This is a genomic window from Mucilaginibacter sp. P4_A11, assembly GCF_056402535.1.
Map to the genome: position 1 here is coordinate 774,558 of NZ_JBFUHE010000001.1, position 26,953 is coordinate 801,510.

Genomic DNA, 26,953 nt, shown 5'->3' on the forward strand with positions numbered 1-26,953 from the left:
ATATAGTATATATAATAAATGCAGAGACTTGCAGTACAATCATCGGCCTTAAGCAGCGTAGGTTATGATCCTGACGCCCGCATCCTTGAACTTGAATTTCGGGAAAACGGCGGCGTGTGGCAGTACTTTGGTTTTCCTGTATCTACCTATAAAAAATTTATTAGCGCCGAATCGCTTGGGAACTTCTTCGTTACCCGTATAAAAGGTAAATATCCCGAGTTAAAGGTTAGGCTTGCACGTCATTAATTTCCTGTACGACGGCGTTCATCATCATTGCCTGTATTGCGTTTATTGGCCGATTTAACAGTGCTTTTGCCGAAACGATAACTAAAATTGAGCCTTACAATACGTGTATCGCGCTTATTTACCTCCGAAAGATCTATGTTTTGATAGCTGGCGTGGTTACGGCCCCTGTCGGTATTAATTACGTCGTTTAGTGTTAATTTAATAGTAGCGCGCTTTTCTAATATTTGTTTGCTGATACCTGCATTTACCGAATAGCTGGCCTTTAGTTCATTGATGCCATAAATGGTTGGGGTTTCATACCTGCCCGATATTTCGCCAAGTAATGTACTGGTGATGGTGAAGTTTTGTGTGCTGCCGAAAATGATATCTTGCTTGCCCCGATCGAAATCCCCATTTCGCGGATAGGCCTTGTAACGGACGTAAATAGCATCAAGGTTAAAACTACCCGACCACCACCTCGTGAATTGCACCGGTGCATAAAATGAAGCACCATATACAAAGATCTGCCCAAAGTTTTTGCGGAAGGTTACATTTACCTTGGTAGTGTCATTTTGGTAATACACCGGGAAATCATAAGCGTTATTGGTAACGGTGTAATACAGTTCGGTTGAAAAAGTTTGATTGTAAGTATGAGAGATCTGTATGGTATTGGTGTATTCGGGCTTTAGTTGCGGGTTGCCTGCACGGTAGTCATACAAGTCGGTGTAGTACAGGAATGGGTTTATATCTTCATAAAGAGGCCGGTGAATGCCACGGTTATAACTGATGCCAATGATGTTCTTTTTATCGGCTTCGTAGCTTATTTGCGCCTGCGGAAAAAGATTGAAATAATTATAGGTATTTACATCGGGGATGTTGTCATTTAACCCCCATGATTTACCGCTTGCATGGGTGTTTTCGGCACGTATGCCTGCTGTAAGATCCCATTTGCCAATTTTATTAACATAGTTGATATAGCCGGCGCTCACTGCCTCTGTATAAAGAAACCTGTTGCTGAAATTTGGATCGGCCTGGTATACGTTGTTTATTTTGGGGCCAAAAACAAGATTGTTGTTGCTGCTGGCATTGTTGTACTTGATGCCGGCTTCCAATTTTGAGGTCTTAGTCAGCGGATTTACAAAATCAACCTTGGATGTCCAGATGCGGATATCTGACGGCGATAGGTTTTCCAAATCAAGGTCGTTACGGTAAGTTTCGCCCGCCGGGGTAAAAAAGCTATTGGTAATGAACTCATTTGAATGACGGTGGTAAGTTGAATAGTTACCATCTACCGAAATATTTCTGCCGCTTTTATCCAGTACCGCGTTATAGTTGATATTGTAGTTTAAATAGCTGCTGCCCCTGTCGAGATTTGAACGGGCCCTGATTATCGAATCCAGTTTGCTTTGGTTGCGGATATACAGGTCATTATGTTTTGTGAAATCATCTTCCCTGACTATGCCGCTTACCTGGAAGCCTATGGTTTGTTTGGAGCTAATGGTATAGTCGGCCCCGATTTTAAAATTATGGTTGGTGGTTTTTTGGATATTATTATAATCAACATCGTAATTGCTCAGGATATCGTCATAAGTAATATTGCGGTTGGTTGTAATGGTACGGGTACCTTTGTTGTTATCATAAGTGTAATTACCAAAGACATTGAGTTTGCTGGTACGGTTGTTGAAAACAATGCCGGCAGTACTTTTATAATATTTACCATAACCCGCCATGGCGGTAACGGTGCCGTTGGTGCCCAGGTTTTTACCCTTTTTTAAGATGATATTGATGATCCCTCCACCCGATGCATCGTACTTGGCCGACGGGCTGCTGATCATTTCAACCTGGTCGATAGTGCTGCTTTGCATGCTGCGAAGCAAGCTGGTAAGGTCATCGCCGGAAAGGTTGGTGGGTTTGCCATCAATGGTTATCAAAGCAGCCTGCCTGCCGTTGATGCTCAAAGTTTCATTGCTGTTAACCCGTACCCCCGGCGACTGCCTCAGGATATCAAAGGCCGAATTACCCTCGGCCAGGATGCTGTTTTGTACGCTTAATACAATTTTACCGGGTTTTACCTCTATGTAGGGTTTGCGGGCCACTACCTTAACTTCCTGTAGCTGGTTATCTGAAAGTTTTAAGATAATATCATTGGCCGTTATTTTTTGACCGACCACAATCTTGTAAGGCCCGGCATAAACTTTAATGTATCCTATTTTGCTGATGAGTATTAAGTAGCTGTCGGGCTGCAAGTTTGTAAATTCAAACTGGCCGTTTTTACTTACCAGGTTTGATTTTAATATGGAAGAGTCGGCGGCACTGAGCAAAACGGCTGTAGCTGCATCGGCCGGCTGATTATTTTCGGTTAAAACTCTACCTTGTATTATTGAAGATCTTGTTTGGGCAAATGAAAAACAATACATTCCTGTCAGGAATGCACAAAATAAGCCTGCTGTTAAAACCCTCATTAATTAGTAGATGTAGAAAATGGCTATAGTTTAAAAGATTATAAAATGTACCGCAATATAATACAATATATATAAAACTATATGTATTGTATTGATATTTTAACGATATAATATAAAACAATGTTGCAACATTAGTATGAATTATGTTGAGTAAAAGGTTTTATATTATTACAGTTTAAATATTGTTTGCAAAAACGTGTGCAATGGCATAAATAAACAAAACAACCTGATTTTTTCTTTATTTTCGGCCTCAATACATCATCGCATTGTATCTTGACCATTATAACATGAAAAAACTTAGTCTGTTTATATTAGTTACCTGTTTTGCAGGAAAATTGTTTGCGCAAATGCCATCTGGCAATTATGCCACGGCTTTAAATAAATTTAAGCAGCTATACAACAATAACCAGCCGGACAGCGTGTACAGTATGTTTGGCCCCGAAATGACGAAGGCACTTTCATTGGCCGATTTTAAAAGCACTACTTTACAGCTAAAAACACAGTTAGGGTCATTGCTACAGGCTGATCTTGCAAGCTATGAAACCCCGATAGCTCATTATAAGGCTACGTTTCAAAAAGGAGTTTTTTTATTAAACCTGTCACTGAATGCCGATAATAAATTTACCGGTCTTTCATTAACGCCATATACCGCTGCAACTACTGCTACTGCCGCAGCACCAGCAGCAAGCACAACTATAGCTACCGATCCATCTTTAACTGAGTCGCCTGTTTTAGTTAAAACTTTATTAGGTTCAATATCCGGAACATTGGCCATACCGAAGGACGCTAATGGCAAAGTGCCGCTGGTATTGATCATAGCAGGCTCAGGCCCTACTGATAGGGACGGCAATAGCCCTAAATTGGGACTTCATGCCAATGTTTATAAAATGATTGCTAACGAGCTGGGTAAAAAAGGCATAGCGTCTTTACGTTATGATAAACGTTTGGTAGGGCAGAGCATCACTTCCATTAAAGAAAACGAGATCAGGTTTGAAGATTATGTAGAGGATGCCGCCGCACTGCTTAATATGTTCACTGCTGATGAACGTTTTTCGCGGGTAATTATTCTTGGTCACAGCGAAGGCTCATTGGTTGGCATGATGGCTGCTTTTGATGAACCGATAAAAGGCTTTATATCAGTAGCCGGTGCCGGTGATTCGGCTGATAAGATCCTGACCGAGCAAATGAAATCACAGCCCGCGTTTATATCGGATGGGTTTAACCGTATGCTGGATAGTTTAAAGCGGGGTAAAACAACTGATAACATTGATCCTGCGTTATACTTTATTGCAAGGCCAAGTATCCAGAAATACCTCATGTCGTGGTTCAGGTATAACCCGCAGCGCGAGATCAGGAAGGTAAAAGCACCGATCCTGATCATACAGGGAACAACAGATCTACAAGTAACCGTTGGTGATGCAGAAAAGCTTAAAAAAGCAAAATCAGATGCGATACTTACCATTATCCCTAACATGAACCACGTACTGAAAGAAGCCCCTGCAGATAAGGAAAAGAATAAGGCTACCTACAACGAGCCTGATTTACCGCTTAAACCGGAGTTTGTTACGGCGATAACTACGTTTGTGCTGAAGACAACGAAGTAAGCACCCTTTTATACTTATAAACCCATCATTGCGAGGCACGAAGCAATCCCCGATTTGGACGTGCGCCCTGTATAGTTCGCGATTGCTTCGTGCCTCGCAATGACGGGTGGAGATGTCCGTTTTCACTCTACCACACCCCCAACAGTCTCCTGATCACAATGATCTCGGCTACATGATAAGCGTTATGATCAGCCGCCTGTAATGCTTCCCGAAGGATGGTTTGTCCATCACCGTGTGGGATCTTTTTATAAATATCCTCGCTTTTTACCAACTCAATCAGTGCTTCCTGGTCATCATCAATTTGTTTAAGGCAACTATCCCAGGCCTGGTCATCTTTTGGGGCAAGTTCTTTAGGCCAGTAATCATCGGGCCAGTTGGGCGATTCATGGCTGCCATCTTTACTAAACTCCAACATATCCCATTGAGCTATCCGGATATGTTCAATTAGTTGCCAAATGGTATAGGGAAGCTTATCAACTTTAACGCCTCGAAGCTCAGATGGTAAACCATCAAGGGCTTTTTTCAGATCGGCGTGGGCATTGCCTCCCTGTAGCAAATGCGTTATCTCATCAATTAAAATCTGGTGTTCATTGTTCATAGGTAAATCAAATGTTTTTAAAGTAACAAATTCGTCGCCGGTTTGATTTATTTGGCTTAAATGTTTTAAGTTTATGCTTCATTGTAAAACTCATCAGTTGTGATCAGAAACATATTCTTAAAATTAGCACTCGCCGTTGTTTTATTCATGGTTGCCTTTACAGGCTGTAAAAAAGATGGCGGTAGCGGCACCGGTCCGCTATTAGGTAAAGATGACGAGGCTTTTATTAAATATGAGAATACGTTTCTGGATAACTTCTGGAAGCTTAACCCCGATTGGGCTACATCGGCAGGGTATCATAAATATGATAGCCTGATGGTGCTTCCTAACGAACAAAGCCGCGATAAACTGGTAACCTTTGCCAAATACCAGGTCGATTCGTTAAGCCGCTTTGAAGTGAATACGCTGTCTGAAGCCAATAAGATAGATTACAAGATCCTGCAAAATCAACTTGAATACCTGCAATGGCAGGTGCGCCAGTTAAAACAATATGAGTGGGACCCATCATCATACAACGTGATCGGTACGTTCGCTTATATTTTGAATGAGCATTACGAGCCTTTGCCTAAACGCTTACGTCATTTTTACCAGCGCATGTCGTTCATTCCGCAGTATTACAAAGATGCTCAAAAGCAGATCAAAAACCCGGTGGTGGAACTTACCAGCCTGGCCATAGAGCAAAACCTGGGCGGTATTGACGTAATAGGAAAAGATTTTGCCGATTCACTTAAGAAAACCAATATTCCCAAAGCCGAGCAAAAATTAATGACCGACAGGGCTGCCCAAAGCGTGGTGGCTATTAAAGCTTATGCCGACTGGCTTAAGGTGCTTAAAAATGATCACCCAAGAAGTTTCAGATTGGGTAAGGACCTGTATGAGGATAAGTTTAAATACGAAATAGTAGCCACCAATACTGCCGAAAAAATTTACAATGCGGCTGTTGAACGTAAAAAATTCATCCACCGTGAAATGGCTAAGATCAGCAAGCAGCTTTGGTCAAAATACTTTGGTAAACAGGCTGCACCTGCTGATAGTTTGTTAATGATAAGCCAGCTGATAGATACCATCTCATCCAAACATGTTAAGCCGGAAGATTTTCAATCGTCAATTGAGCAGATCATACCTAAGCTTAATGCCTTTGTTAAAGCTAAAGACCTGTTAACGCTTGATCCGTCAAAACCGCTTATCATCCGTAAGGAGCCTGGTTATATGGCAGGTGTAGCGGGCGCATCTATGAGTGGCCCCGGCCCTTATGATAAAAACGGTAATTCGTACTATAACGTAGGCAGCTTATCAGGCTGGAGTAAGGAAAAGGCCGAAAGCTATCTGCGCGAATACAATAATTATATTTTACAGATTCTGAGCATCCACGAGGCAGTACCGGGACATTATGTACAGGGCGTATATTCAAACAAAGCCCCAAGCATTATTAAAGCAGTATTTGGCAACGGTGCTATGGCCGAGGGTTGGGCGGTATATACCGAACAAATGATGCTGGAAAACGGTTTTGGTAATAACGAACCCGAAATGATGCTGATGTGGTACAAATGGAACCTGCGTTCGGTATGCAATACCATTTTGGATTACAGTGTACACAGTAACAGCATGACTAAAGATGAAGCCATTAAATTATTAACCCGCGAAGCCTTCCAGCAGCAGGCCGAAGCCGATGGTAAATGGAAGCGTGTTAGCGTAACCAGCGTTCAGCTAACTAGTTATTATACAGGTTACAAAGAGATCATTGATTTGAGGGATGCCTATAAAATTAAAATGGGCGATAAATATAAACTGAAAGAGTTTAACGAGAAGTTTTTAAGCTACGGCAGTGCCCCGGTTAAATTTATAAGGGAAGCGATGCTGGCCAAAACCAGCGGAAATTAATTGATAGTCCACAGGGATAAACTCATGGACTATGAACCATGAGTTTACTTCCCATGAACTATCAAAATCTTTTTATTAACAGCTTACGCGTAATGATTTTTTATCTGGTGCTCCAGTTGGGTCATGACGTTTTTTTTCAACCTGCCTTTATAACAGGTACAGCAACCTTTATCCAGGTTTAGCTCGGCAATCACCTTACCCTGGTCAACTACGCGGAAATTTCCTGCATCGTTGGGTAAAACGGCCACTATGCGTTCATCTTCTCCCGAAAAATTAATCAGCACATGAAATTGGTGCTGTGGTATAAATGCTATTTGCTGTAACATAAAAACCTCTCTTTCCGCTATTAGGTGTGTCAAAAAATTAAAGAGTAGAGCGTTGCATAAAGTTAACGAAATTGTTTTTAATTAATTGTTAGGAATTTTCAGTTTTTTTCGTGGGATATTATAATATATTTAGCCCTTACATATCACAGATCATGAAGAAAATTTTGTTTGCCGGTGTACTGGCAATGATATCAGTATCAGCCTTTGCTCAAAAGGTAAAACCGGCGCTGAAATTAATTAAGGGTAATACCTATTATCTGTCGACCTCGGCACACTCTGTTGTGAAGCAAACCATAAACGGGCAGGTTAATAATATTGATATGACCATCGATGGTAAAATGTCGTTCAAGGTGTTAAATGCCGATTCTCTTTATTATATGGAGGTTAACTATACCAAAGTAGGCATGAAAATGCAGCTGCCTAACGGTAATGTGGTATTTGATTCTGATAGTAAAGACACTACAAATATTATGGCCCGGATCATGTCTGCTTTAACTAATAAGCCGTTTAGTGCAACGATAACTAAAAGCGGCAGGATCAAATCAATAGCCAATGCCGAAACCATGATCACATCTATGATAGATGGTTTTAAGGAGGTTCCGGCTGCACAAAAAGAACAGTTAAAGACACAGTTGAGCCAGTCCTTCGGTTCCGGGGCACTTAAAGGCAACCTGGAAATGGCCATGTCGGTACTGCCGGAAACAGCCGTTGCAAAAAATGATAAGTGGACCATTAAAAATAACCTGGAAGGCGCTATGAGCGCTAAGATAGTATCCGTTTATCAGCTGATTGATATCACCCCGCAAAGCTATGTGATCCACGGTAATGCCACACTTGAAACAGATAATACTGCCGATTATAAAACCATCAGTAATATGCCTATGAAATATAATATGAAAGGCACTATGGTAGCTGATGTTATTGTTGACAAGGCTACCGGCTGGATCTCAAGTTCAAAACTAAAGCAAAACATTGATGGTACTGTAGAAATAAAAGATAATCCCAAAGTACCGGGCGGTTTAACCTTCCCGATGAGTGTTACCAGCGAAACGTCAAGTGTTGATCATTAATTATTAAACAGCCATAACAAAAAATCCCTGCCTAAACCGGCAGGGATTTTTTTATTGGGTAATACCATGTATTACAGCGTCCACAGGCCTTCAAGATAAAGTTTGTACCGTGTTGGCTGAAACTCGCCATATGCAAAAACGGCAAGGGTATTTCCCTTTTTTGCATAATATAGCCTGAGCCTTTCGCTGCCCTTGTATAAATTAAGAAAGTCGGCGTTGAAGCCGCCTGTTTTTACAATGGTGTTAAAGTCGTCAGGGGTAATTACCTTATGCAGATCTTCAAAATTGTTATTGGCAAAATCACTGAACTTTATATCACCGGCAGGCAGGTTAAAAGATTTATGCACAGCCTCAGCTTCGTCTCCATCAAATAACAATGACTTTGTTATTTCATATTTTGTGATCATATTTTAATAATAATCGCTTTTTTATTGTTTCACTTCTTCTATGTAACCGCCTGTTTTGAGGTCGTTAACAGTAGCCGGTACTTCATACTGGATACCTAAACCCGGTTTGCCAAACCAGGGGATGATCTTCCCTTGCCTTACTTTGGCTATCGCTTTCAAAACTTTATAAATTTTGTAAGGCTTGGTCAACGTATTATCAGGCAGGGCGCGTTTTGGGAAAGGTACACCTTTTGGCGATACAAATGTGCCTTTATCCTGGAAGGTACCGGTAGAATCGCTATAACCCCCGTAACGGTCAATCAGCACACCTTTTGGAAGCGTAATGATAACCAGGTTTACGGCTCCGCGGTTTGGCGGCCAGCCACCGTTAAGGTTGTTCCTGGTGAAGAATTTTTCGAGGGCGTCCCATTTCTCTGTTTTAAAGAACAGCCAGGCCGAGTCAGCAAGAGGCTTTTTTGTGCTGTCGGCAAAATCGGCTACGGAGCTTTTGAAATCTTCGTAGGTAACTCCACGTACCGGCAGGTGGTGCGCTTTTGCAGCATGGTGTGGTTTGGTTTGCGCTGTTGCAAGGAAAGGCATCAGCCATACGGAAAGGATCAGCAGTTTTAGTGTTTTCATTCGATGTAAGTTTTTGGTGTGATAAAGCTAATAGGAGTAAGGCGGATATTAAAGCATTTTATGTTATTTATTTTATTCAATATTATAATATGAAATATCAAACAGGTGAGGTTGGCCTGTCCGTCCGTTTTCGGGTAAGGGTAGTTGAGGACAGAAAGAGGACACTGCCGCCGCACCCCTCCCAAGAAGGGAATTAAAAATCTCCCGAACACCTATGGTATCAACACTAACAACGGCTGAGCTAAAAAATCTCATTGTGAAAATCTCTGCCATCCTATATTAATCTAACCAAAACAAACCAATAAAGGAAATTATTACCTTCGTACCTATGTCATCAGCTGAAGCAAAAAAACAAATAGAGGCATTAACAGCCGAACTTAAACAGCACAATTACAATTACTATGTGCTGGCCATGCCAACCATTTCTGATTTTGATTTTGATAAAAAACTGGAGGTGCTTAACAAACTCGAAAAAGAATACCCGGAATTTGCCGACCCTGATTCGCCAACGCAAAGGGTAGGCGGGGATATCACCAAGGAGTTTGTAACCGTTAGGCACCGCTGGCCTATGTTATCATTAGGCAATACTTACAATGAACAGGAACTGATTGATTTTGACCAGAGGGTACGTAAGGCTATTGGCGATAACTTTGAGTACGTATGTGAGCTTAAGTTTGATGGTTTGAGCATGAGCCTCACTTATGAAGACGGCAAACTGGTGCGCGGCGTTACCCGTGGTGATGGTGTACAGGGCGACGAAGTGACCACCAATATTAAAACTATCCATACCATACCCAAACGCCTTCATGGCGAAGGTTACCCTGCCTATTTTGATATTCGTGGCGAAGTGTTCATGCACCGTAAAGCTTTTGACAGGCTTAATAACGAGCGGATTGAAAGCGGCGAAGTGCCTTACGCCAATCCACGTAATTTTGCTTCAGGTACGGTAAAAATGCAGGATTCGGCTGAAGTGGCTAAACGCCCGCTTGATTGCTTCCTGTACTTTTTGTACACCGAAAAAACAGTATTTAAAACCCATTGGGAAAGTTTGCAGGCTGTTAAAACCTGGGGCTTTCATACCAACGAGCATAGCGAGCTTTGCCCGGATATTAATTGTGTGCTGGAGTTTATTAATAAATGGGATAAAGAGCGATTTAACCTGAGCTATGATATTGATGGCATTGTTATAAAAGTAAATAACTACTCACAGCAGCAGGAGCTTGGCTTTACCGCCAAATCGCCGCGCTGGGCTATCTCCTATAAATTTAAGGCCGAAAGGGTAGAGACGGAGCTACTTGAAGTGACTTACCAGGTAGGCCGTACCGGCGCTGTAACACCGGTTGCCAATTTAAAGCCTGTATTGCTTGCCGGCACCACGGTAAAACGTGCTACGCTGCATAATGCCAATGAGATCATCCGCCTGGATTTACATGAGGGCGATACTGTTTTTGTTGAAAAAGGAGGTGAGATCATCCCGAAGATCATCAGCGTAAACCCCGAAAAACGGAAGGCTGATGCTGTGCCTGTTGTTTACCGTACCAACTGCCCCGCTTGTGATACCCTGCTTGAACGTAAGGAAGGAGAAGCAGCGTTTTACTGCCCAAATGATGAAGGCTGCCCGCCACAAATTGTTGGGAAAATGCAGCATTTCATCGGCCGTAAGGCTATGAATATTGACGGACTGGGTGATGAAACTATTGAAACGCTGTACAGCAAAGGCTTTATAAGCCACATCAGCGATATTTATGAGCTGCATACCCATGCTGCCGAATTGAAGCAATTGGGGCGCTTTGGCGAAAAATCGATCAATAATATGCTTGACGGTATTGAGGCATCTAAAAAAATGCCTTTTGAAAAAGTGCTGTTTGGATTGGGCATCCGTTATGTAGGCGAAACTGTTGCCCGTAAACTGGCTTTCCATTTTAAATCGATAGATAAACTGATGGAAGCATCGGTTGAAGAATTGACAGCCGCCGAAGAAATAGGCGAACGCATAGCCCAAAGCATAACTGAATATTTTGCAGGGGACATCCATCGCCAGGAAATACAAAAACTAAGGGAGCAGGGCCTGCAGTTTATTGCCGAAGAAAAAGAAGTTGTACTGGACAGCGAAAAACTTAGCGGAATGAATTTTATTATATCGGGTACGTTTGAGAAGTTTTCGCGCGATGAACTGAAGGATATTATTGAACAAAACGGCGGCAAGATCCTGAGCAGCATATCGGCTAAGCTTAACTACCTGGTTGCCGGCGATAATATGGGGCCTGCAAAGCTTGAAAAAGCCAACAAATTAAATATCCCCATAATTGGCGACCAGGAGTTAATGGAATTGATAAAATAAGTATTCCTGAGTTGTTTATTTTATTCATTGGGTTAAAGTTTTTATTTTTTTAGCGTAAAAAACAGTTACTTTGCTTACCCAAAGGGCCCCCCATAATTAATTAAACGTACTATGTTCGAATAATTTACTATGGAAAAATTTATACCGATACAAGCAAATATTTTTTGCGAACCGTGTAAGGAATGTGGAGAAAGGCCTGTTATTGAGCAGGTTAGGGGTAAGTTTGTTGTGAGGTGCCCTAAAAGCAAATCGCACTATCAAACAAAGCCAGGGTTAATTGATATCAACGACTGGAATATTAAAAATAAGGCCCATCCGCCTCTTGGTAATAAAGAAACTTCAAAGAAAAAGGCATCCTAAGCGGGGTGCCTTTTCACATTATTTAACAATTTGGCGTTGTAACAATCAAGTAATAAGTTTCATCTTAGCATAAACATCCGCTAAATGAAGCCAGCCTTAGTTGCGTTATTTTTAATACTAAATTTTTCCTCATATGCCCAGCAATTCAGCATCAGCGGTAAAATAACCAACGAAGAAGGTAAACCAGTTCCTTTTGCATCTGTATTTATAAAAAATACTACCACTGGAGTATCTGCTAACAGCGAGGGCACATACCTGCTGCGTTTAAATGGCGGCAGGCAGGAAATTCAATATAAAGCGGTTGGATATGCACAGCAAAGCAGGGTTGTTAATCTTGCGGCTAACCAGCTGATCAATATCAGCCTGCAAACAGAAACCTACCAGCTTAAGGATGTAACTGTGCACGCAGGAGGCGAAGACCCCGCTTACGCTATTATGCGTAGGGCTATCAAAAAACGTAAAACCTATCTTAACGAAGTAAAAGCCTATACCTGCGATATTTACATTAAGGGTTTGCAAAAACTGCTGGCTGCCCCTAAAACATTCATGGGCTTTGATGTGCAGAAGGCTACCAGCGAAGCCGGGCTCGATTCAAACCGCCGCGGGATAGTTTACCTTTCCGAGTCGGAATCAAAATATAGTTTCATCAGGCCCGATAAGGTGCATGAAGAGCAGGTATCGTCGAAAGTGTCTGGCCGTAACAGGGCGTTCAGCTTTAACCGGGCGTCGGACATGGCGGTTAACTTTTACCAAAACTATGAAACCTGGCAGGGCATGAGCAATCGCCCGCTGGTATCGCCGGTGGCTGATAATGCCATGTTTTATTATAACTACAAATACATAGGCACTTCTGTTGAGAACGGTGAAACTATCAACAAGATCCAGGTGATCCCCAAACGGGCGCACGACCCGTGTTTTGAGGGGTATATTTATATTTTGGATGATAGCTGGCGCATTTATGGCTTGCAGCTTTACATCACCAAAAAGGCCAACATCAATTTTGTTGATACCCTTAAAATTAACCAGCAGTTTTTTCCTGTTAGCGAAAAGGTATGGATGACATCATCCGTAAAGTTTGAATTTACAGGAGGCTTGTTCGGGTTTAAATTGGGAGGGTATTTTATTTCGATCTATAAAAACTACAACCTCGATCCTTCGGTAAATAAAGCTGATTTTAACGAGGTGCTCCGGATTACCAAAGGCATCAGCAAGGATACATCCTACTGGAACCAGGCCCGGCCAATTCCACTTACTGCCGAAGAGGTTACCGACTATACCAATAAAGATAAATTAGCCAAAAAACGCGAATCCAAAGAATACCTTGATTCGCTGGATAAGGCCAATAATAAATTTAAGCCGGTAAACCTGTTGTTCACCGGCATCAATACCCGTAACCGCTATAAAAAGGAATATTTTCATTACGACCCAATTATTGGCTCCCTGCTTTATAACACGGTTGAGGGTTTGGCTATTGATTACGGCGCATCATACAGTAAGCTGGTGGATACCGTTAACAATCGCTATTTTAGGTTGAACGGAAAGGTGCGCTATGGTTTTTCAAATCATTTGTTCAATGCTTCGGCAGGTGCGGCTATTCCAGTGCTTGAGCGCTTTACGCTGGGTTTAAACGGTGGGTCGGATGTGGTTGATTTAAATGACCAGGCACCCATGTCGGCCTTTGTAAATACCGTTCACAGCCTGCTTTCGCAGCAAAACTTTAAGAAACTGTACCAAAAGCAATTTGCATCAGCATCGCTTTCGGGCAGGGGAACCGGCGGCTTGCGTGGTAGCGCTTCGGTTGAATGGGCTAACCGCAAGTCACTACTGAATACGGCATCATTCAGTATTTTTGATCCGCATGCTCACCAGTTCACATCCAATAACCCCTTAGATCCTGACCATAATACGCTGCTGTTCCCCGAAAATCAGTCGCTCACTGTAAATCTGCAGGCCAGTTATGATTTCAGCAATAAGTATGAAACCTATCCATCAGGCAGGCGGTATCTGCCATCCAAATACCCAACCATCAGCGTAAACTATACTAAGGGTATCAACAATGTATTAGGCTCGGATGTTAATTATGATAAGATCAGCGCTGACATTTCCAAAGCCGATATCAGTTTGGGCTTTTATGGCAGCAGCTCATTTTTTATAGGTGCGGGTAAATTCCTGAATGCTAAAAGCGTATTCTTTCCTGATTATTTCCACTTTGCAGGTAACGAAGTATTATCATACAAACCAAGGTTAAACCGTTTCCTGCTGCTTGATTATTATGATTTCAGCACACCTGATAAATACATCGAAGGGCATTTTGAACACAACTTTTCGGGTTTCATCACCAATAAAATCCCGCTTATCCGCAAGTTTAAACTACAGGAGATCATCGATGTAAATTACCTGTACACGCCTACGTTAAAAAACTACACCGAGTTGGGCTTCGGCTTGCAGTACCTCAACTTCCGGCTGATGTACGGCATATCGTATAATGGAGGTACGGAAGCTAAATCAGCATTGAGGTTGGGGATAAATTTGTAGATTGATTCTACCTTTTACAAGCGTCATTGCGAGGCACGAAGCAATCCCCAACAGGCAGAGGGGCTAAGCAAATCCACCCTGTACAGTTCGCGATTGCTTCGTACCTCGCAATGACGGGATTTTAATTTGTGCGTCCGTCCGTTTAGGGGAGTAAGCCAATTTTAGCCAGCGTGTGGACAGAAAATTAAAAAGCGTCATTGCGAGTATCCACCAGGGAACACAGGAAAAAACCGTAATGACGTAGAAAAAATATATTTTAGGGATGTTGTGCAGGGGCCGCGTTAGGGATTGCAGTGAAAAGCCCACAGCGTKTGTARGGGTTGCGGGTAGGAAAGGCGAGGACTTGTAACGGAAAGCCCGGCCGCAGGCAACGCCCATGTTATAAAATCGATCACAAAAACATACTTAATAATCAATAACTTGCGGTCACGTCATTATAAGGCACGAAGACAACCCCAACAAATAGAGGGGCTTAACCAATCCACCCTGTATAGTTCGCGATTGCTTTCCCGAAACAAGTTCTGGACAGGCTGAGCCTCGCAATAACGGGATTTTAATTTGTCTGTCCGTCCGTTTAAGGGAGTAAGACAATTGTAGCCAACGTGTGGACAGAAAGGCTCCAGTCATTGCACGAAGCAATCCCCAATAGGCAGAGGGGCTAAGCAAACCTACCCTGTACAGTTCGCGATTGCTTTCCCGAAACAAGTTCGGGACAGGCTGAGCCTCGCAATTACGGGATGGATATGATGGCAACCAACCATTCACCTAATCAACTCAATCAACCACTCACCAATACTTAAAAATCACCAGCATTAAATTCAAATCAACGGTTTAACTTTGCCACATGACCAAGAATATTTTTCCCTGCTTAATAATCATGCTTGTGGCTTTTGGCTGCACTAAGAAAAACGTACCACATTATACCATATCAAGGGTTACCAAGTTAGATACCGCTACCAAACTCACCGTTAAAATAGATGGCAGGCTTAAGTGGAACGAGCTGCTGAGCATCACCTCACAAATTAAGGCTGATAGTGCCAAGCTGAGCAACCTGCAGCTTTACTTTTTGCTGCCTGGTCATAATGATAAAAGCACCGGTGCCAATAGCTTTTATGCAGTAGCCCGTTACCCGCAGGGGGATAAGGTTACTATTCAGGATACCACTAAAGATGCCGATGGCAATACGGTGCGGTTAAACATAACCGGTATAAGCGCCGAGGTTGCTAAGCATTTGCTTACACTGGATCCTAAAGAACTGGCAGGCAAAAGTATTGTGGGCCGCTTTGTTGACGATAATAACCATACCCTTATTGTACCTTTTACAGATATTGTTGGTGGTAAAAAGGAATTATATGTAATTGAACTGGATGCTACAGGCACGGTGGTATCAGCAACCATACCCGAGGTTGATAACAAAGATGGCGTGGAAAAATACCTGGTAACCCACCGTGGCGACTATATCACCATTAAAGATAGTGTGCTTACCCAATATTCTATAGATGATTTGGGTTTACCTTATAATAGTATTAAAGCCGGTATTTAATTGCCGGTTTGCAAATATGCTGAAATCACCACAGGCTTAAATTTGTGTTAAAAAATTGCGGGTAGACGGTTAAATCATTCATTTATTTGAGATTATACCGATATATTTATAGTGTATAAAACATTGTAGATATATGAACCGAAATTTTATCAAAATTTTTGCATTGAGCGTAGCCGCAGTTTTTAGTGCCTGCATGGCTACTGCCCAGGTGAGGCTGCCGGAAGGTTACTTCCTTAAAACGCTGCCAAACGGATTGGACGTGCTGGTTATTGAAAACAGCAAAGTGCCTTTAACCACCATTGAAATAGCTGTTAAAAACGGAGCCTATACCGAAGGCCCGGAATACAGCGGTCTCTCGCACCTGTTTGAGCACATGTTTTTCAAAGCCAATAAAGACTATCCAACCCAGGAAAAGTTTTTAAAACGCACACAGGAACTTGGCGCCATTTGGAATGGTACCACCAATACCGAGCGTGTAAATTACTACTTTACTTTTGACAGGGATAGCCTTAAAGCCGGTTTAAAGTTCATGAACGCGGCTATCCGTTTCCCTATTTACCGCGAGGAAGATATGAAGAAGGAGCGCCCTGTGGTTGACGGCGAGTTTCAGCGTGCCGAAAGTGACCCGGGTTTCCAGCTTTGGTATGGTATGCAGCAAAAGCTTTGGGGCGATCTCATCACCCGTAAAAACCCTATCGGTGTTCATGAGGTGATCAACACGGCTACGCCCGAAAAAATGATGATCATTAAGGATAAATACTATTTCCCTAATAATAGTCTGCTTACTATTTGCGGCGATGTGAAGCATGACAATGCCTTTGCCCTTGCCGAAAGCATTTTTGGCGATTGGGCCAACAGTGGTTTCGATCCGCAAACCAAGTTCCCTATCCCGGCATTTAAGCCTTTAACCAAGCCCGAATATTTTGTTAAGGAAGCTACCATTGCCCAAACCCCCTATATGGAGTTTACCTGGCAGGGACCGTCATACCCAACAGATTCGGCGGGAACGGTTGTTGCTGATGTGTTTTCGACCATTGTGGGTTTAAACTCATCAAAACTACAGCAGGCATTGGTTGATAAAGGCCTGGCCACCGGTGTTTATGTAAGCTACACTACCAGCCGTTATGTAGGCCCTATAGATATTTTTGTAGTGCCTAACCCTAACAAGCTGAAAGAGTGCTATACCGAGCTGATGAACCAAATTAGCATGTGGAATAAGGACGACTATTTTACCGATGAGCAAATGGCTACCGCTAAAGCTATCCTGCACCGTAATGATATCCACGCTAAAGAGAAGCCATCATCATTGCCAAGCCAGATCAGCTACCAATGGTGCAGCACCTCGTTTAATTTTTATACCGATTTAGATGCCAACTATCAGAAAGTTACCCGTGCCGATATTAAAAAGTACCTGGAGACTTACGTAATTGGCAAGCCATATGCGGCAGGTTTGATCATAGCGCCTGAGTTAAACAAAACAGTAAACGCGGCTTCATTTTTTGCAGCTAAGTAATTTAAAACTACCTCATCATGATGAAAAAATATATAATTGCCCTGCTGGTAGCAGCGGCTATAGGAAATACCGCCAGGGCGCAAAAACAGGCCTACGAAACTACGGTAGATGGCGTAAAGGTTATTGTACAGCCAAGCGGTAACGATATTGTGGAAGTGCAAACCATTATAAAAGGCGGTGTGCAAAACTACCCGGCTACAAAAGCGGGGATCGAATCGCTGGCGATGAGCGCCCTTACCGAGTGCGGTACTTTAAAGCACGATAAAAACAGTTTTAAAGATGAGCTGGATAAAGTAAGCGCCACTGTTTACGGCAGCAGCAACAAAAACTATTCGGTAGTGCGCATGAACTGTATTAAAGGCGATTTTGATATTGTTTGGCCCCTGTATGTTGAGGCTATAACCCAGCCTAAATTTGACGAAAAGGAGTTTACCCGCATTAAACAGGATGCTATTAACAACATCAAGCAGGAAGATTCACAGCCCGATAACGCTATTGATAAATATGCCGATAAGGTAGCCTTTGCCGGTACCAACTATGCTAAAGACCCAAGCGGCACTGTGCCTATTATCACAGCTTTAACCCCTGCCGAAACCAAGGCTTATTACCAATCGATACTAACCAAATCGCGTTTGGTGATTATTGTGGTTGCCGATCTTGACCAGGCAACTATTGAAGCTAAAGTAAAAGCTATGCTGAGCGGCATTAAACAAGGCCAGTCGTTTGCATTTAAAAAATCCACCTTCAGGGCCGAAAAAAATACCATCAATGTTGAAAAGCGTGACCTTGCTACCAATTATGTAGAAGGTATTGCCAGTGGCCCTGCTGCCGGTACGCCCGATTTTAATGCCTTTAACGTAGCTATGCGCATTTTCTCGAACATGCACTTTTTAGAGGTACGCACCAACAATGGTTTATCATATGCCCCGCAGGCCTGGTTCAGTGCCGGTCAAACATCAACCGCCAAGTTCTCTGTTTCAACAACCGAGCCTGATAAATACATAGCTGTGTTTGATAAACTGGTTGATAAAATTAAACGCGAAGGCTTTAAAGCTGAAGACGTAGCCGATATGAAGGTTACTTACCTAACAGGTTTCTACTATAAAAACGAAACCAACAGCGCCCAGGCATCATCAATAGCCGCTAACGAAGTATTGCACGATAACTGGAAACGCTCGTTAACCCTGGTTGATGACGTGAAGAAACTAACCCCGGATGATGTAAGCAACGCTTTCCGTAAATACATCAACAACATAGTATGGGTATACCAGGGCGATCCTAAAAAAGTAAACCAATTGCTGTACATCAACGGCACACTGCATAAAGGCGAAAACCCGGTGAGCCATTAGGCTTTTTAGGTAAAAGGTAAAAGGCGAAAGGTAAAAGGTAGCACACCAGCGGTGATCTTTTGCTTTTCGCCTTTTGTTTTTTATACCTTTCGCCTTTTACCTTTAGCCTTTCGCCTCCTCCTCGGGTAACACCGCTTTTTTCCTTGTACGGGTCCAGCCGGCGCCTTTGGGTTTGGTGGGTACGGTATCGCCGAGGAGCTTGCCCCAGGGTTTGAGACCGTCAATCCTGTCGAAAATGATTTTGAGTACGGCTACGAAGGGAATGGAAAGGAACATACCCGATAATCCCCAAAGCATATTGCCTAACAATACCACCACAATGGAAATAAGCGCATTGATCTGCACTTTTGATGATACAATGCGCGGCACCAGGATGTTGTTATCAATAAACTGGATAACAAGGTAGGCTATGATCACGCCCAGCTGGGTTGTGTAACCATCTTTGGTAACCGTTGCCATCAGTACAGGTAAAGCGATGGCTATGATACCGCCGATGTAGGGGAGCAGGTTAAGGATAGCACCTATAACGCCTATCAGGATGCCGTATTTAACACCCAGTAACACCAATGCCAGCGAGTTCATGGCGGCTACTATCAGCATCTCAATCAATAAACCCTGGATATAACTTTGTATAGCTGTTTTGGTTTCTTTTAGCACTTCGGCAACCTGTTTTGAGTTTTCTTCGGAGAATACCTCGAAAAGGAAATTTAAGATCAGTACTTTATAAAACAGTATCAGAAACACATACACCGGCACAACAAATACCAATCCGAAGGTGCTCAATACATTGCCCAGCGTGCGGCCTACCAGTGCCTGGCTGTTATCCATGGCATCTTTAATAAGCTTGTCCTGCTTTTGAACAGAGTAATTGAAGGTGGTGGCTACCCAGTCTTTAAAGGTGATGAACAGCTCGGCAAACTTCTTTTTCAGCATGGGCAGCGAGTCGCCAAACTGAATGATCTGGGTAGAGAGGAAGTAGAACAACCCTGCCAGTAAAATGGCGCCGAGCAGCATGGTCAGCCCTATAGCTAATATTTTAGGCACCTTACGTTCTTCAAGCCAGTTACTTACCGGGTTAAGCAAAATGGCAATGAAAGCGGCAAAGGCTAATGGGATCAATACATCTGCCAGTTGGGCAAATACATAAACCAATAAAATCAATCCAAAAAGTATAACAGTACTTTTAAGGTAAAAGGGGTATTCTTTAACAGCAGGCATGGGTGCAGGGTTTTTACACAGAAAGGAACAAGATAAGTAATTGTTTGCTTTGCCGGTAATTAGACGGTTTTATGCTGATTGGATTGGCGTGTCCGTCCGTAGGGGGGAGTAGGTAGTTGTTGGCCAGGGGAGTGGACGGGAAACAAAAAAACGTCATTGCGAGGCACGAAGCAATCGCGAACTGTACAGGGCGAACCTGCCAATTGGGGATTGCTTCGTGCCTCGCAATGACGTGGTGTAGATTATTTGCTTATGCCCGGCATTATCACCGAACCGCTTACTTATGCTAACACATTCCTCCAGCTAACCAGATCGCCAATGATCTTATCCAGCTGATCGGCGGCTACGCGCTCCTGTGCCATGCTGTCGCGGTGGCGGATGGTTACGGTGTTATCTTCTAACGTCTGGTGATCTACCGTGATGCAGAAAGGCGTACCGATGGCATCCTGACGGCGATAGCGTTTACCGATAGCATCTTTTTCCTCGTACTGGATATTGAAATCAAGCTTCAGTTTATCCATGATCTCGCGGGCTTTTTCGGGCAGACCGTCTTTTTTGGTAAGCGGGAAAATAGCAGCTTTAACCGGTGCAAGGCAAGGGTGCAGGCGTAGCACGGTACGACTGTCCTGTTTCTCTTCCGTGCTCAGGTCTTCCTCTTCGTAAGCGTTGATCATGGTAAGCAGGAACATCCTGTCTAAACCTATCGAAGTTTCAATTACGTAAGGGATATAGTTACCGTAAGGCTTGCCTGTTTCAGGATCAACCTCCGGGTCAAAATATTGCATTTTTTTGCCTGAGAACTCCTGGTGCTGGCTCAAATCGAAATTGGTACGGCTGTGGATCCCTTCAACCTCTTTAAAGCCAAACGGAAACTCAAACTCAATATCATAAGCAGCATCGGCGTAATGGGCCAGTTTGGTATGCTCATGGTAACGGTATTTGGCTTCATCGGTACCCAAAGCAAGGTGCCATTTTAAACGTGCTGCTTTCCACTGATCAAACCATTCTTTTTGAGTGCCGGGGCGAACAAAGAATTGCATCTCCATTTGTTCAAACTCGCGCATGCGGATAATGAACTGGCGGGCAATAACCTCGTTACGGAAAGCTTTACCAATTTGCGCAATACCGAAAGGGATTTTCATCCTGCCCGATTTTTGCACGTTAAGGTAGTTTACAAAGATGCCCTGTGCAGTTTCCGGGCGCAGGTAAATGGTATCGGCATCATCAGCTACAGCGCCCATCTGGGTGCTGAACATCAGGTTGAACTGGCGTACATCGGTCCAGTTGCGGGTACCGCTGATAGGATCTGCAATTTCGTGTTCCAGGATCAGTTCTTTCATGCGCGGCAGGTCTTCGGCTTTCAGGGCCTCATCCATATCGTGCTGTAGTTTTTCTGCCTTATCGGTTTTGCCGTCTTTGCTGTAGCGTTCTATTTTATCTTCCAGCAACTGATCGGCACGGTAGCGTTTCTTTGAGTCTTTATTATCGATCATTGGGTCGCTGAAGCCATCAACGTGACCGCTTGCTTTCCAGATCTTCGGGTGCATAAATATGGCCGAATCAATGCCCACAATGTTATCATTCATTTGCACCATGGCTTTCCACCAGTAGGCTTTGATGTTGTTTTTGAGTTCGGCACCATTTTGGCCGTAATCATAAACTGCGCTTAAGCCATCATAGATCTCGCTGGAAGGGAAAACAAAGCCATATTCCTTGGCGTGTGAAATAACATTTTTAAAAAGTTCGTCGGTTGATTTGCTCATAATAGCTGCAAAGATACAATTTAGGCACAAAGCTAAAAGCGAAAGGCGAAAAGCATAAAACTATAATATTCATATGGCAGATTAAAACCACGTCATTGCGAGTAACCACCAGGGACTCTCTGGAAAAAACGTGATGACGTATGAAATATACTTTGGCAGTGGTGCGCGGGGCTGCGTTAGGGATTGCAGTGAAAAGCCCACAGCGTGTGTAGGGATTGCGGGTAGGCAAGGCGAGGACTTGTAACGGAAAGCCCGGGCCGCAGGCAACGCCCATACTATAAAATCTATTTAAAAAACATGCTTAATAATCAATAATTTACGATTACGTCATTGCGATGCACAGCTTGTCCCGAATTTGCTTCGGGAAAGCAATCGCACGGAAGCATAGCCACCCTGTACAGCATGCGATTGCCACGTCGCGTCCCGGTGCACATTGCCGTTTTGCTCCTCGCCATGACATGTGTGGGTTATGGCCTGTCCGTCCGTCGGGAGGGGTCCATTGCTGATATGCAGGCCAGACATGCCCGGGCACGAGTTGGCATTGATGCCGACGCCTGTCTGTCCAATAGTTTATTTCAGGAGTTTGACACAGTGCGACGGACGGACGTACATACAATGTTGATGATAGATTCTTTAAATTAAAGAAATTTCTTTATATTTGTATTGCCGGGTTACAATCTCTGATAAAGCCTTGTCCGTTTTTGGCCCACCGGGTACGGTACTTCTTTCCGGACGGACAAGCCAATCCAAAGTTGTTATATCTCCACACATCTTCTACAGATCGGTAGCATCCGCTTCCCTTCAAGGTTAATATATATAATATTAGCTAATGGAGGGGTATTTTCTAAAAAGCGTCATTTCTTTTCAATCTTCTCCAATCCGTCATTGCGAGGTACGAAGCAATCGCGAACTGTACAGGGGGACTGGCTTAGCCACTCTGTAAGTAGGGGATTGCTTCGTATCTCGCAATGACGTGGTGTAGAAGGGCTTTGCAAGTGTCTCTGTACAGTTCGCGATTGCTTCGTGCCTCGCAATGACGTGTTGGTGGAGATTGCTTCGTGCCTCGCAATGACGTGTTGGTTGGGATTGCTTCGTACCTCGCAGTGACTTGGTGGAGAAGGGCTTTGCAAGTGTCTCTGTACAGTTCGCGATTGCTTCGTACCTCAGCATGACAAAGGGGCAAATGTCTTTTCCTCTTCAATGTCCCTGGATCTTACCTACTCAGCATGACAAAAGGGGGCGTATTTGTAAATCCTTTGCAATTAATTAAATCAATCAAAACCATCCGCTTATTTCTGAGCTTAATATTGTATCAAATCAAAAACGGCAATGGAACAGATAGTAAAAATACTCTCCGCAAAATACGTTACTCATAATGTAAGGCAGTTCAGGCTGGAGAAACCATCGGGCTATAGCTTCATACCAGGGCAGGCTACTGAACTATCCATTAACCTTGAGCAATGGAAAGAGGAGAAACGACCGTTTACTTTCACCTGCCTCAATAGTGATGATTACCTTGAGTTTACTATAAAAACCTATACCGACCATGATGGCGTTACCAATCAACTGGGTAAGCTCAACGTAGGCGATGAACTGATTTTACGTGATGTTTGGGGAGCTATTGAGTATAAAGGCGAAGGTTATTTTATTGCAGGAGGAGCAGGAATAACACCATTTTTGGCTATACTGAGGCAGCTCAATAATGATGGCGCTATAGGTAATAACAAGCTTTTCTTCAGCAACAAAACCGATAAGGATATCATTTTAGGCGATGAACTGAAAAGTATGCTTGGCTCAAATGCTGTGTTTACGGTTACAGGTCAAAAAGATAGCATGTACGATCAACGCCGCATTGATGCTGAGTTTTTAAAAGCTGAGGTCAAAGATTTTTCAAAGCATTTTTATGTATGTGGCCCTGATGCTATGGTTGAGGAGATCAGTGGTTTACTGGCAGGGTTAGGAGCCGATACCGAATCGGTTGTGTTTGAAAGGTAGGGGTAAATATCATCATTATAATACGGGCGTTGCCTGCGGCCCGTGCTATGCGCTCATACTGCACAGGCATTATCCGTTGGCTAACGGACGGTATCCGCTCCTATCACTAACGCGGCCCCCGCGCACCGTGGTTAAAGTATATTTCATATGTCATCATGTTTTTTTCCAAAGGGTTCACTGGTGCTTACTTGCAATAACGTGGTGGAGAATGTCTGTCCGTCCGTTCGGTTGGGTCCAACTCCCGGAAAATGATATGGACAGGTTTCTTCATCTATACCGAATCCAAAACCGAATATCAGAAGTTTTAAATAATGGGCTTGTCCGTCCGTTCAGGGGTAACCCACTTATGATCCAAAAGCAGACAAGCACCGGAAGTCTACCCGTCCGCCACCTGTCTATCAAACCCTGTTACCCCTTTCCGGACGGACGGGCACACCAAAATCACAGGTACCTAATCTCATATCAATTTTACACAGAAGTATCAGTTAAAAAGCTTAATTTTCGCCAACTTTAACTTTGTCACCTTACCCGATCAAAACAATAATGTACCGCTTATTTTTTGTTTTGCGCGTTACAGCGTTTCTGCTTGTTTCGCTAATTTATTATACCCCTTTATTTGCCCAGGCACCGGTTATTAAATATACAACGCCCCGTACGTATAAAATCAATACTCCTATTACACCGTTAGTCCCGGTCAATACAGGGAGCGCAGTACCTGCAACTATTTATGGACAGGTAAGTACGATAGCAGGTTCGGCCACGGTTTCAATTTTTCATACAGTAACCGGGGTTGCTGTTGATGAGGCAGGGAATGTATTTATAGCAGATTGGGGCGATAATAAGATTTACAAACTAACTCCAACAGGAAATTTATCGTTGTTTGCCGGAGGTGGAAACTCAGGCTGGGATGATGGGCAGGGTACCACAGCATTGTTTTATGAACCAGATGCTCTTATTTCGGATGCTGCCGGTAATATATATGTCAGCGATCAGGCTAATAACCTGATCAGAAAAATAACGCCCGGGGGTTTTGTTACTACACTTGCCGGCACCGCGCACACGCCTGGCTTGGTTGATGGTACAGGTTTAGCAGCACAATTCAATGGCCCCAGAGGTTTAGCTATTGATAATGCCGGCAATCTGTACGTTGCCGATCAGGCAAATAACGTGATCAGGAAAGTAACCGCGGCCGGTGTGGTTACCACTTATGCGGGCAACGGCACTATGGGCGCACAAAATGGCGATGTTCATTCTGCTTCATTTAGTACGCCAACAGCAGTTGCACTGGATGGCGCCGGTAATTTATATGTTTCTGATGTTGGAAATAACGCCATTAGGAAAATAAGCCCTGGAGGTGTCGTTTCTACTTTTGCAACAGGTTTTCGTTTTCCACGTGAGCTTAGGGTAGATGGTACAGGTAATGTTTACGTTACTGAGCAAGAAGGTAATACTATAAAAAGAATAAGCCCTGCGGGAGTGGTAACAATTATAGCCGGAGGTGGCGCAACTGATGCCGGCGGAGCAAGGGCATCATTTTACGGCCCGCTTGGAATGGCAATTGACGGAAAAGGTAATTTATATATTGGCGAGAGCGGTAACAACGACGTAAGAAAGATTGTAATAACAGGCTATACCATTAATAAATCTTTGCCGGCAGGTATGGTATTTGATCCTAAAACGGGTGCTATTTCGGGCACGCCCACTGTTTTATCGCCGCCCACAGTTTATACCATAACGGCTTATAATGCCAAAGGTAGTAACCCTACTACAGTGAATATACAGGTGGTAGAGGATATCGTGCTACAGCCGTCGGTTATTACTTTTCCGCCTCCTGTAGTTGTTCATATCGACGCTGATAACATCCTGCATCCCGGTGCTACCAGCACCAACACCGAAACGCCAATTACTTACACCAGCAGTAACCCTGATGTGGCTTATGTAGGTGCCGACGGGCAAATTCATGTAATTGCTCCCGGAGTAACCAATATTACGGCTTATCAAACAGGTAATGATACTTATTCCCCGGCAGTTCCTGTACAAAGACCGTTCACCATTACGCAGGATCAGGTGATAAGTTTTCCGGCTATAGCAGCTAAATCTACTTGCAGCACCGATTTTCCGGCAGGGGCAACAAGTTCTAACTCAACAATTCCGCTTACTTATGTAAGCAGCGATCCGGCGGTAGCTACCGTTTCGGCAACAGGCGTTATTCATATTATTGGTGCCGGTGTTACTACCATCACAGCATCGCAAAGCGGTAACAGCTTATATAACGCAGCCATACCCAAATCGCAAATATTAACAGTTGCTGCACCGGTTGTGCCATCAGTAACCATAGATCCGGCGGGCGTGATAGCAGGGTGCGATGGCATGGAGTATGAGTTCACTGCCGATGCTCAAAATGCAGGTAGTAACGCAACCTATCAATGGAGGTTAAACGGGCAAAACGTTGGCGGTAATTCCAATACTTATAAAAGTACATTACACACAGGCGATATCATTACCTGCGTAGTTATCAATAATGACGGATGTGCGCCAGTAGCCTCGCCGGTATCCAACACATCTACCATTGTAGCCGATCCATATGTTACGCTTACCCTTACCATTAGCTCATCAGTTAGCGGAACAGTGATTGCAGGCACACCAGTTACTTTTAAGGCGCAACCAGTTAATGTGCAGGGTACTCCTGATTATCAATGGTATGTTAACGGGCAACCCGTGGGTACAAACAGCGCTACATTCACCAGTAATACTTTAGCTGATGGTGATGGAATTACCTGCATCATGTCATCGGGAGGTAAATGCATTGCTAACCCTGTTGTAACTTCAAATACCATAGTTGTTTCTGTTGTAGTGCCCGAAAAAATTGTGGTACCCAATACTTTTACACCCAATGGCGATGGATATAATGACACCTGGTTTATCCCCGGCTTACTATCCTATACCAATTGTACCATAAATATTTATAACCGCTATGGCGCTATGATGTACCGCTCGGTAGGGTACCAACACCCCTGGGACGGGACAAGTAACGGCAAAGCTGTGCCCACCGGTGCATATTATTATGTAATTGACACCAAAAGCAGCAGCGGCAAGCTGAGTGGAGAAGTAACCGTGTTGCGGTAGGTGGGTGAGTGGGTGATTA

General features: G+C 43.5%; 19 protein-coding genes. 12 read left to right on the plus strand and 7 right to left on the minus strand.

Features of this window, described 5'->3' with window-relative positions:
• Positions 1 to 18: 18 nt before the first annotated feature.
• Positions 19 to 246 (plus strand): KTSC domain-containing protein, encoded by a 228-nt coding sequence (locus AC1DUD_RS03495; protein ID WP_477371651.1) that lies wholly within the window; start codon positions 19 to 21, stop codon positions 244 to 246.
• Here AC1DUD_RS03495 and AC1DUD_RS03500 read toward each other — a convergent pair.
• Complete coding sequence (locus AC1DUD_RS03500; RefSeq protein WP_477371653.1) at positions 243 to 2,687, minus strand: outer membrane beta-barrel protein; 2,445 nt, start codon at positions 2,685 to 2,687, stop codon at positions 243 to 245. The two genes, AC1DUD_RS03495 and AC1DUD_RS03500, sit on opposite strands and share 4 nt — an antisense overlap.
• A 287-nt stretch (positions 2,688 to 2,974) precedes the next feature.
• On the opposite strand from AC1DUD_RS03500, the gene AC1DUD_RS03505 reads away from it, so the two are divergent.
• The gene (locus tag AC1DUD_RS03505; protein ID WP_477371656.1) at positions 2,975 to 4,291 is read left to right on the plus strand and encodes an alpha/beta fold hydrolase; all 1,317 of its coding nucleotides are present in this window, start codon (positions 2,975 to 2,977) and stop codon (positions 4,289 to 4,291) included.
• 127 nt (positions 4,292 to 4,418) lie between these two features.
• On the opposite strand, the gene AC1DUD_RS03510 is transcribed toward AC1DUD_RS03505, so the two are convergent.
• Positions 4,419 to 4,889: a DinB family protein gene (locus AC1DUD_RS03510; protein WP_477371658.1), complete on the minus strand. Its 471-nt coding sequence runs from the start codon at positions 4,887 to 4,889 to the stop codon at positions 4,419 to 4,421.
• Positions 4,890 to 4,988: 99 nt separating this feature from the next.
• Here AC1DUD_RS03510 and AC1DUD_RS03515 point away from each other — a divergent pair, with 99 nt between their 5' ends.
• Positions 4,989 to 6,770, plus strand: coding sequence for a DUF885 domain-containing protein (locus AC1DUD_RS03515; RefSeq protein WP_477371660.1), 1,782 nt, complete (start codon positions 4,989 to 4,991; stop codon positions 6,768 to 6,770).
• Positions 6,771 to 6,853: 83 nt separating this feature from the next.
• On the opposite strand, the gene AC1DUD_RS03520 is transcribed toward AC1DUD_RS03515, so the two are convergent.
• The gene (locus AC1DUD_RS03520; RefSeq protein WP_477371662.1) at positions 6,854 to 7,096 is read right to left on the minus strand and encodes a hypothetical protein; all 243 of its coding nucleotides are present in this window, start codon (positions 7,094 to 7,096) and stop codon (positions 6,854 to 6,856) included.
• A 152-nt stretch (positions 7,097 to 7,248) separates the two neighbouring features.
• On the opposite strand from AC1DUD_RS03520, the gene AC1DUD_RS03525 reads away from it, so the two are divergent.
• Positions 7,249 to 8,166 carry a DUF6263 family protein gene (locus AC1DUD_RS03525; RefSeq protein WP_477371664.1) on the plus strand — a complete coding sequence of 306 codons (918 nt, stop codon included), beginning with the start codon at positions 7,249 to 7,251 and terminating at the stop codon, positions 8,164 to 8,166.
• Between the two features lie 71 nt (positions 8,167 to 8,237).
• On the opposite strand, the gene AC1DUD_RS03530 is transcribed toward AC1DUD_RS03525, so the two are convergent.
• Positions 8,238 to 8,573, minus strand: coding sequence for a hypothetical protein (locus AC1DUD_RS03530; protein WP_477371667.1), 336 nt, complete (start codon positions 8,571 to 8,573; stop codon positions 8,238 to 8,240).
• A 21-nt stretch (positions 8,574 to 8,594) separates the two neighbouring features.
• A complete protein-coding gene (locus AC1DUD_RS03535) occupies positions 8,595 to 9,191 on the minus strand; it encodes a TNT domain-containing protein (protein ID WP_477371669.1) in 597 nt (198 codons plus the stop codon).
• A 328-nt stretch (positions 9,192 to 9,519) separates the two neighbouring features.
• Between AC1DUD_RS03535 and ligA the strand changes: the two genes are divergently transcribed.
• The 6 genes from ligA to AC1DUD_RS03565 all read left to right on the plus strand — a co-directional run bounded on the left by ligA (position 9,520) and on the right by AC1DUD_RS03565 (position 18,832).
• Entirely contained in the window at positions 9,520 to 11,532 is a 2,013-nt protein-coding gene (gene ligA / locus AC1DUD_RS03540) for an NAD-dependent DNA ligase LigA (RefSeq protein WP_477371671.1), read from the plus strand.
• A 129-nt stretch (positions 11,533 to 11,661) separates the two neighbouring features.
• Positions 11,662 to 11,892, plus strand: a complete 231-nt coding sequence (locus AC1DUD_RS03545) for a hypothetical protein (RefSeq protein ID WP_477371673.1) — start codon at positions 11,662 to 11,664, stop codon at positions 11,890 to 11,892.
• Positions 11,893 to 11,976: 84 nt separating this feature from the next.
• On the plus strand, positions 11,977 to 14,427 hold the full coding sequence (locus AC1DUD_RS03550; protein ID WP_477371675.1) for a DUF5686 and carboxypeptidase regulatory-like domain-containing protein: 2,451 nt from the start codon (positions 11,977 to 11,979) through the stop codon (positions 14,425 to 14,427).
• Between the two features lie 844 nt (positions 14,428 to 15,271).
• Complete coding sequence (locus AC1DUD_RS03555) at positions 15,272 to 15,970, plus strand: hypothetical protein (protein ID WP_477371677.1); 699 nt, start codon at positions 15,272 to 15,274, stop codon at positions 15,968 to 15,970.
• 133 nt (positions 15,971 to 16,103) lie between these two features.
• Positions 16,104 to 17,483: a M16 family metallopeptidase gene (locus AC1DUD_RS03560; RefSeq protein WP_477371679.1), complete on the plus strand. Its 1,380-nt coding sequence runs from the start codon at positions 16,104 to 16,106 to the stop codon at positions 17,481 to 17,483.
• Between the two features lie 20 nt (positions 17,484 to 17,503).
• Positions 17,504 to 18,832 carry a M16 family metallopeptidase gene (locus AC1DUD_RS03565; RefSeq protein ID WP_477371681.1) on the plus strand — a complete coding sequence of 443 codons (1,329 nt, stop codon included), beginning with the start codon at positions 17,504 to 17,506 and terminating at the stop codon, positions 18,830 to 18,832.
• Positions 18,833 to 18,934: 102 nt separating this feature from the next.
• Here AC1DUD_RS03565 and AC1DUD_RS03570 read toward each other — a convergent pair whose 3' ends face one another.
• On the minus strand, positions 18,935 to 20,050 hold the full coding sequence (locus tag AC1DUD_RS03570) for an AI-2E family transporter (RefSeq protein ID WP_477371683.1): 1,116 nt from the start codon (positions 20,048 to 20,050) through the stop codon (positions 18,935 to 18,937).
• Between the two features lie 281 nt (positions 20,051 to 20,331).
• Positions 20,332 to 21,813 carry a glycine--tRNA ligase gene (locus AC1DUD_RS03575; protein ID WP_477371685.1) on the minus strand — a complete coding sequence of 494 codons (1,482 nt, stop codon included), beginning with the start codon at positions 21,811 to 21,813 and terminating at the stop codon, positions 20,332 to 20,334.
• Between the two features lie 1,329 nt (positions 21,814 to 23,142).
• On the opposite strand from AC1DUD_RS03575, the gene AC1DUD_RS03580 reads away from it, so the two are divergent.
• Together AC1DUD_RS03580 and AC1DUD_RS03585 are read left to right on the plus strand one after the other, a co-directional pair.
• A complete protein-coding gene (locus tag AC1DUD_RS03580; RefSeq protein ID WP_477371687.1) occupies positions 23,143 to 23,808 on the plus strand; it encodes an FAD-binding oxidoreductase in 666 nt (221 codons plus the stop codon).
• Positions 23,809 to 24,351: 543 nt separating this feature from the next.
• Positions 24,352 to 26,934, plus strand: a complete 2,583-nt coding sequence (locus AC1DUD_RS03585) for a T9SS type B sorting domain-containing protein (RefSeq protein WP_477371690.1) — start codon at positions 24,352 to 24,354, stop codon at positions 26,932 to 26,934.
• Positions 26,935 to 26,953: the final 19 nt, after the last annotated feature.